The sequence below is a fragment of the Kordia sp. genome (assembly GCF_050633145.1).
Lineage (GTDB): Bacteria > Bacteroidota > Bacteroidia > Flavobacteriales > Flavobacteriaceae > Kordia.
This window is the reverse complement of record NZ_JBOEFY010000037.1, coordinates 86,030-93,908: the sequence shown is the minus strand read 5'-3', so window position 1 is coordinate 93,908 and position 7,879 is coordinate 86,030. Positions and strand designations below refer to the sequence as shown.

General features: G+C 32.3%; 6 protein-coding genes. 4 read left to right on the top strand and 2 right to left on the bottom strand.

Annotated features, from left to right (window positions below; all coding sequences use genetic code 11):
- The 3 genes from ACRBBL_RS17655 to ACRBBL_RS17645 form a co-directional block, all read left to right on the top strand.
- On the top strand, positions 1-1,631 hold a 1,631-nt coding region (locus tag ACRBBL_RS17655; protein ID WP_431370399.1), incomplete at its 5' end, for a helix-turn-helix domain-containing protein.
- A gap of 94 nt (positions 1,632-1,725) precedes the next feature.
- Positions 1,726-1,986 carry a hypothetical protein gene (locus ACRBBL_RS17650; RefSeq protein ID WP_431370398.1) on the top strand — a complete coding sequence of 87 codons (261 nt, stop codon included), beginning with the start codon at positions 1,726-1,728 and terminating at the stop codon, positions 1,984-1,986.
- Positions 1,987-2,167: 181 nt separating this feature from the next.
- Entirely contained in the window at positions 2,168-2,308 is a 141-nt protein-coding gene (locus ACRBBL_RS17645; RefSeq protein ID WP_431370397.1) for a hypothetical protein, read from the top strand.
- A 100-nt stretch (positions 2,309-2,408) separates the two neighbouring features.
- Here ACRBBL_RS17645 and ACRBBL_RS17640 read toward each other — a convergent pair whose 3' ends face one another.
- Together ACRBBL_RS17640 and mfd are read right to left on the bottom strand one after the other, a co-directional pair.
- The gene (locus tag ACRBBL_RS17640; protein WP_431370396.1) at positions 2,409-3,734 is read right to left on the bottom strand and encodes a TlpA family protein disulfide reductase; all 1,326 of its coding nucleotides are present in this window, start codon (positions 3,732-3,734) and stop codon (positions 2,409-2,411) included.
- Positions 3,735-3,822: 88 nt separating this feature from the next.
- Positions 3,823-7,164, bottom strand: a complete 3,342-nt coding sequence (mfd, locus tag ACRBBL_RS17635; protein ID WP_431370395.1) for a transcription-repair coupling factor — start codon at positions 7,162-7,164, stop codon at positions 3,823-3,825.
- Here mfd and ACRBBL_RS17630 point away from each other — a divergent pair.
- The gene (locus ACRBBL_RS17630; protein WP_431370394.1) at positions 7,138-7,734 is read left to right on the top strand and encodes a hypothetical protein; all 597 of its coding nucleotides are present in this window, start codon (positions 7,138-7,140) and stop codon (positions 7,732-7,734) included. The two genes, mfd and ACRBBL_RS17630, sit on opposite strands and share 27 nt — an antisense overlap.
- Positions 7,735-7,879: the final 145 nt, after the last annotated feature.

Genomic DNA, 7,879 nt, shown 5'->3' with positions numbered 1-7,879 from the left:
AAGAAGAAGATTTACTAAAGGAGTTTAATAACCTTAGAACACAACTCCTTAATACAAGCATCAGTATTGAAAAGGCAAAAGATCTAGCCAGTAATTATTTAGAGAAAGCAAAGCAAAGCGATAATGAGCGTTTTATAGGTCATGTGTATTATTTATTAGCTCTAAAAGAAACCAATATTGCCCAGAAATTAGAGGATTTGGATAAAAGTATTCTATATACAAAAAACCTAAAAGAAGATGCTGCTTTTCCAATGAAAGCTTACTTCCTAAAAGGAGCTGTATTAGATAACGATGCTAAATATGAAGAAGCGTTGGAAAATTATTTTTTAGCGCTTTCCGAAGCGAAAAAGAATGGGAATACAAATTACCAAAACTATGTAAAATATAACATTGCTTTTTTGAAGAGAGTTATTGGAAAATATGAGGAAGCTTTAGTGTTATTTACAGAATGTTTACAGTATGAAAAAGCAGAAAAAACATTAGATTCCAATAAGTATGTCAACATATTACTACTCTTATCTGCAGTAAATTTTGAAATGGATAAGGTTGAAGAATGTTCTGAAATTAATAAAAAGGGTATCCTTTTTGCACGAAAAAACAATAAACCCGATTTCTATTTCAATTTTGTAGTGCACGAAGGAATTAACCTTACAAAGAAAGGTGCTTACAAAGCTGCTATTGATAGCCTAGAAAAAGGACGTATACATTTAGATAAATTAAATCAATTAACTGCAGACTATTATTTGGCAAAAAGTTATTATGCTACCAATAAAAAAGAAAAAGCTTTACGACTTTTTAAAAAAATAGATACCTCTTTTGATGCAAAAAAAAGATTGTTTATTCCTTTACGTGACTCTTATTTTTACCTGATAAAAGATGCCAAACAAAAAAAGGATTTGAAATTGCAATTACACTATACAAATAGACTTATTCGTATAGATAGTATAATTCATGCAAATTATAAATTCTTATATGATAATATCAAAAATGATTATGATATTCCTCAATTGATGGAAGAAAGGGATGAAACCATCAAAATTTTAAAGGAAAACAATGAAGAAATTTCTCAAAAAAATAAATGGATTATAATAATAAGTGTTTTATTCTGTGTGTTAATGTTAGGTGGATTTATATACAATTACCTTTTGAAAAAGAAATATGAAAAGCGATACAATGAAATCATGTCACAATCAAATGCTATTGTAGAAGAAGAAATTATAGTGAAAAATGCAACTGTACAAGCTGTTTCTTTAGGAATAGATCCAAATATTGTAGATGAAGTGTTACAATCATTAGAGGCATTTGAAAGAGGAGAAGCGTATCTTACCAATCAAATCTCACTTAAAGATGTGGCAAAAATTGTGAATACAAATTCTAAATATTTGTCTAAAATCGTAAATACATACAAAGGAAAAAACTTTACTACCTACATCAACGATTTACGAATTGATTATTTAGTAAATCATGTGCAAACAGATACTAAGTATCAAAAATATACAATTCGCGCTATTGCTGAAGAAATAGGTTTTTCAAACCCAGAAGGATTTTCGAGAGCTTTCCAAAAGAAAACTGGGTTAAAACCTTCGTATTTTATTAAAAAAGTAAGAGAGAATTCAGAGAAAAAACAATAATTCACGGAATTGTCGTTTTCAAACAACTGATTTTCAAGTAATATTGATGATGATTCCTTAGTTTTGATCACATTCAAATTTAAAAATTATTAAAATGAGAGAAAAGAAAAAACCCCTAAGGTTAAGAAAGTATGTCGTAGCTAATTTGCGTGCATACACATTAAAAGGAGGAACAGCTAGTTTCCCATGTGTGCCTACAGGTCCAAACCCTTCAGACACATGTCCTACACACGAACACACTTGCCCTGTGACTTGTGACCCAGAAACAACAGATACCTATAAAATAACAAGTCCTAAAAATCCTTGTAATCCGGAGAATGGAGGTGGGTTCCAAACAGGACCTGTATGTCCATAAATGATTAATCATAAGAAATAACCTAGAAAACAGAAAAGTAATGTCGCTTTTCTGTTTTTTTTGTTCTCGAACTTTAGAGAATTCAAATCTACACGTTAAGAATTCCATAATGGTAGAATCACCTTCTTTTTTATGCTAAGAAATCCATATATTTAAAGAAATAACGTTAAAATATACTATTATGAAAACACAAAAAAAGAAAACATTTAGCTTGAATAAGTTACAAATTGCAAAATTAGAGCAAACTGATTTTATAAAAGGCGGAACAATATTCCATGGAAGAACAGATTTAGAAAACGGTTGTACAAATTCAGATTCTTAATAAGTTTCAGGATAAATTGAAGTTAAAACATAAGAAAAAACAACCTGAAAAACAGAAAAGTAATATCGCTTTTCTGTTTTTTTATATAATGGCTTTAGAATTACTTCTTCGTGTAAAATTCAATCAATTCCTTTACACCATACGGTTTTCCAATAATGCGTTTGTCTTTGTTCAATACAAAAAAGGTTGGTGTAGAACTTACATCATACAAGTTCCCAATTTCATTGTCCCACTTTTCCAATCCTAAAACATGAATGAAATCTGGATAAAATGAACTCTCATCTGCCCAACTTGCACGCTCATCTTCCAAACCAATTGCAATGACTTTAAACTTGCCTTTTTCTTGAGAGTTGACAAAGGTCTTAAGCTTTGGCATTTCTTTTAAACAGTGTGAACAGGTGCTACTCCAGAATACAATAATGTAATTTTCGGCAGTATCCAATTCACTTAGTTTGTGTGTTTTGTTGTCTTTTACCCAAGAAAAATCAGGTGCAACAGCTCCAAAAACTAAACGTTTATATACATCAAGTTTATCAATTAATATCTTATCATTCAATTGTTTTGCTAATGGTGCTAAATAGTCGTCTCCAATATGAATGGCAATGTCTTGATTTTCTACCACAACCATTTGTTCCCACAATATGTTGAATAATGTTTTTTGATATTCTACAGGAAGCGATTGTATTTTTTTAGAAATCGTAGCGATATTCTTTTTGTATTCATTAGTCAATTCTTCTGCGGTAAATTCTTTTAATGGCAATGCTGTAAACACATAATTTGACATCTTATCTGCTATAAAATCAGAGTTTTGCAATATCGGATTTGAAAAATCAATAGCATCAAAATAATGTTTTTTAATATTAGCTACCATCACTTGCGGCTTCTCATATGCAGTTGGCATGTACGTGCGACTTGCCTTAATAAACTCATACGCAGTAGTTCCTTCGGCTTCTGTTTCGAATGTTTTTTGAAGTGTATCAATCGAATTAAAAACTTCTAAAAAAGTTGTTTCATCAGTACTTCCGCTTTGGTAGAATGCATTAATCATTCGTTTTGCCTCATTGATGTTTTTAAAATATGAAGTATGTAATTTATTTTCTTTGGAAAGTGTAAAATCCAGCTTTTCTTCATTAAAAGTAAACTCAATATCTTCTTCGCCATTATAAATAAAATCGAAATTTTCTGATTCTTGTGGCAATCCGTATACCAAACGATACATACCTTTTTCTGTAGAAGGCTTAAAAGTATAACTCAATTTCCCATCTACAATTTTTCCATTATCTACATATGCTTGATGTGTTGTTTTTAATTTATAAATGATAAACCACTCAAACTTTTCAGCGGGAGAAAATGTACCTGATATGACTTTTTGTGCCTGCATGCACATTGGAATCAAGAAGAGGATACAAAGTAATTTTTTAATCATAATATTCTTTTTTTAGTTCTCTTGAAGAATTCATTTAAATTTTAATCATTAATTATAGATATGAATTCAATAATTAAGCCAAAACAAATCACGCTATTTTTTCTAAGGCATTTAATGCTTTCTTTGCAGAGGTAATTTGTTCAAAAGTAAGCAATAAACGCAAACCGTTTCGAGTTTGCTTTTCTTTCATCTTACAAATCGATGAATTGTGTTGAACAAACTGTAAAATGCTTGTAAAAGCAGTACTTTGATAAAATTCAGACTGTTGATCGGCAATGAAATACCCAACCATCTTGCCTTTTTTCATAATGATTTTTTCCAAGCCAAACTTCGTTGCAATCCACTTGATGCGAACCGAATCTAACAATGCAACAGCAGGTTTAGGTAATGGTCCAAATCTGTCAATTAACTCTTTTTCATAGGTTTGTAATTCTTCTTCTGTTTTCAGTTCACTCAATTTATTGTACAATATCAAACGTTCGGAAACTGTATTTATATATGCATCAGGAAACAGCAATTCAAAATCTGAATCAATTTGAGTTTCCTTCAAGAACACTTTTTCTTTCTTGCTTTGTTGCGCATCATACAATTCTTTAAACTCGTTTTCCTTGAGTTCTTCTATGGTTTCGTTCAAGATTTTTTGATAGGTGTCAAATCCAATTTCGTTGATAAATCCACTTTGTTCTCCACCTAACAAATCTCCTGCACCGCGAATTTCTAAATCTTTCATCGCAATGTTTAAACCGCTTCCTAAAGCAGAAAATTCTACCAATGCATTGATCCGTTTGCGCGCATCTTGTGTCATCACAGAATCTGGTGGCGTAATGAAATAACAGAATGCTTTCTTGTTGCTTCGACCAACACGACCACGCATCTGGTGCAAATCACTCAATCCAAAATTATTGGCATTATTGATAAAAATTGTATTTGCATTCGGTACATCCAAACCACTTTCAATAATTGTAGTAGAAACCAATACGTCAAACTCACCGTTCATAAAAGCAAGCATGAGTTTTTCGAGTTTCTTTCCTTCCATTTGTCCGTGCCCAATTCCAATTTTGGCATCTGGAACCAAGCGCTGAATCATGCCAGCAACTTCTTTAATATTTTCGATCCTGTTGTGAATAAAAAATATTTGTCCACCACGTTGAATTTCATAACTCACCGCATCACGAATAATCTCTTCTTGAAAACGAATTACATGTGTTTCAATTGGATAACGATTTGGCGGTGGTGTGGTAATCACAGATAAATCACGCGCAGCCATCAAACTAAATTGTAAGGTTCTCGGAATTGGAGTTGCAGTTAGCGTAAGTGTATCTACATTCTCTTTAATCGTTTTCAATTTGTCTTTTACGGCAACTCCAAACTTTTGTTCTTCATCGACAATGAGTAAGCCAAGATCTTTAAATTTCACGGCTTTATTGACTAATTGATGTGTTCCAATTACAATATCAACGCTTCCTTTTTCAAGTCCAGAAAGTACAGTATTTCGTTGTTTTGTTGATCGGAAACGATTCAAATAATCAACGGTAATTGGCATGTCTGCTAAACGTTCACTAAAAGTTTTAAAATGCTGAAACGCCAAAATAGTTGTCGGAACTAATATAGCAACTTGTTTTCCGTTATCTACGGCTTTAAAAGCGGCACGAATGGCAACTTCCGTTTTTCCAAAACCAACATCACCACAAACCAATCTGTCCATTGGACGTTCGCTTTCCATGTCTTCTTTTACTTCTCGTGTGGCTTTCGATTGATCGGGCGTATCTTCATAAATAAACGAAGCTTCCAACTCGTGTTGCATGTACGTATCTGGTCCGTACTGAATTCCTTTTTGCATGCGTCGCTTTGCGTACAATTCAATCAAATTATAAGCAATATGCTTTACACGTGCTTTGGTTTTTTGCTTGAGTTTTTTCCAAGCGCCAGAACCTAATTTATATATTTTTGGTGTTTTTCCGTCTTTTCCATTGAATTTGGAAATTTTATGTAATGAGTGAATGCTCAAATATAAAATATCGCGTTCGCCATAAATCAACTTGATGGCTTCTTGCTTCTTTCCTTCAACATCAATTTTTTGCAAGCCGCCAAACTTTCCAATTCCGTGATCGATATGTGTTACATAATCGCCCACTTCCAAATTGGTCAATTCTTTTAGTGTAATTGCTTGTTTTTTGGCGTAACCGTTCTTTAAATGAAACTTGTGATAACGTTCAAAAATTTGATGATCCGTATAGCAAATAATCTTCTGTTGATGGTCAACAAAGCCTTGATAGAGTGGAAGCACTATGGTTTCGTAAAACACTTTTTGTTCTACATCTTTAAAAATATCATCAAAACGTTTCGCTTGCTGTTCACTTGTACACGTAATATAGTTGATATAACCTTTATCGTGATTTACATCTAAATTCTCAATCAGTAAATCAAATTGACGATTGAAAGAAGGTTGTGGCGTGATATTAAAATTGATGAATGTATCTGCTTTTAACAACGGATTCGTAGTCAACTCTACAATAGTATACTCCAAAAACTGACGTTGTAAAAGTTCTTTTGTACAGAATAATTCTTCTGGAGTATTGTGTTTAATATCTTCGGATAGTTCCGCAAAAGCGGTATTTGCTTTGCCAAATAACTTATCAATTCGACCAAATAACAACTCTGTATTTTTAGCAAACACAATGGTTTTTCCTGGAATATATTTTAAAAAGCTTTCGCGAGATTCTTGCAAGGCTTTATTTTCTACATTCGGAATGATGCTAATCTTTTTTACCTTTTCGGTAGAAAGTTGCGTTTCCACATCAAACGTACGTAAACTGTCCACTTCATCACCAAAAAACTCAATTCGATACGGTTCATCATTCGAGAACGAATAGACATCGACAATTCCTCCACGAACTGAAAATTCACCAGGTTCTGTGACAAAATCTACCCGATTAAAGTTGTATTCAAACAAGGTTTCATTTACAAAATCGATAGATAATTTATCGTTCAGTGAAATTTTGAGCGTGTTCTTTTCTAACTCTTTTCGCGTAACTACTTTTTCAAACAGTGCATCTGGATAGGTAACAATTAACGAAGGTTTTCTGCGCGAATTAATTCGGTTTAACACTTCTGCACGAAGCAACACATTTGCATTGTCTGTTTCTTCAATTTGATACGGTCTGCGATAACTTCCAGGATAAAAAAGTACATCTTTATCGTTGAGCAAATGCTCCAAATCGTTCAAATAATAAGCAGCTTCTTCTTTGTCATCTAAAATAAAGATAAACGGCATTTCACTTTGCTTGTACGTTTCCGAAATGATAAACGATAAACTTGAGCCCGTAACGCCTTTTACATGTATTTTTTCTTGATTTTTGGCAATAGCTTGCCTCAATTTCCCAAGTTCGGGAGACTGTGAAAAATGCTGCGAGATTTTGGATATACTCACGGTGATAAAAATTTAGACGCAAATATACTGAACTCATTAGAAACCATAGAAAATCAAACTGAAATTTTATGGAATGTTCGTATTTTTGAGAAAGAATTGAAAGAACTATTTGTGCAAAAATCAGTAGAATTCATAGAGAATAGAATTAAAAGGAGAGCATCTCTGAATAATTTGCCAAACAGACGCGTGTTTCTTTTTGAAAATTTGGATAAGAAAACGAGAACTAAGTATGCAAGCCAGATTAATCGTAAAGAAACAGGGAAAATAATATTGTTATTTACCGATAGGAAAAAAAACTGGACAGCTATAGGGACTAAAATGATTGTGGGTTATGATGGAGAACAAGTGAACTCAGTAGCATTTAATAATATTAAAGATTGGCAACCTAAAAAGCATTATGAATTAGGGTTTTTACCACCTAATAAGCGAAAAAAATTTAGAATAAATCGCCAGCGTGAATTGTTGATTTTTGATAAAGAAGATAATAGAATTGTCTTTATAACACGTAGAGGAAATGATTTTTGGGAGCTTTTTAATCTTGTTGAAATGTTACAAAGGCTAAACAAATAATCCTGAAATTTTTTTCATCGAAAAAAATTGTTATAACTGTTGTTTCCAATGAGCGCAGCATTAATAACTTAGGAAGTTTATTTTTGTATTAAAAATTCTAAAACAAGCACTAAAAAAGACGATAGAATAATTATATTTGCAGCAC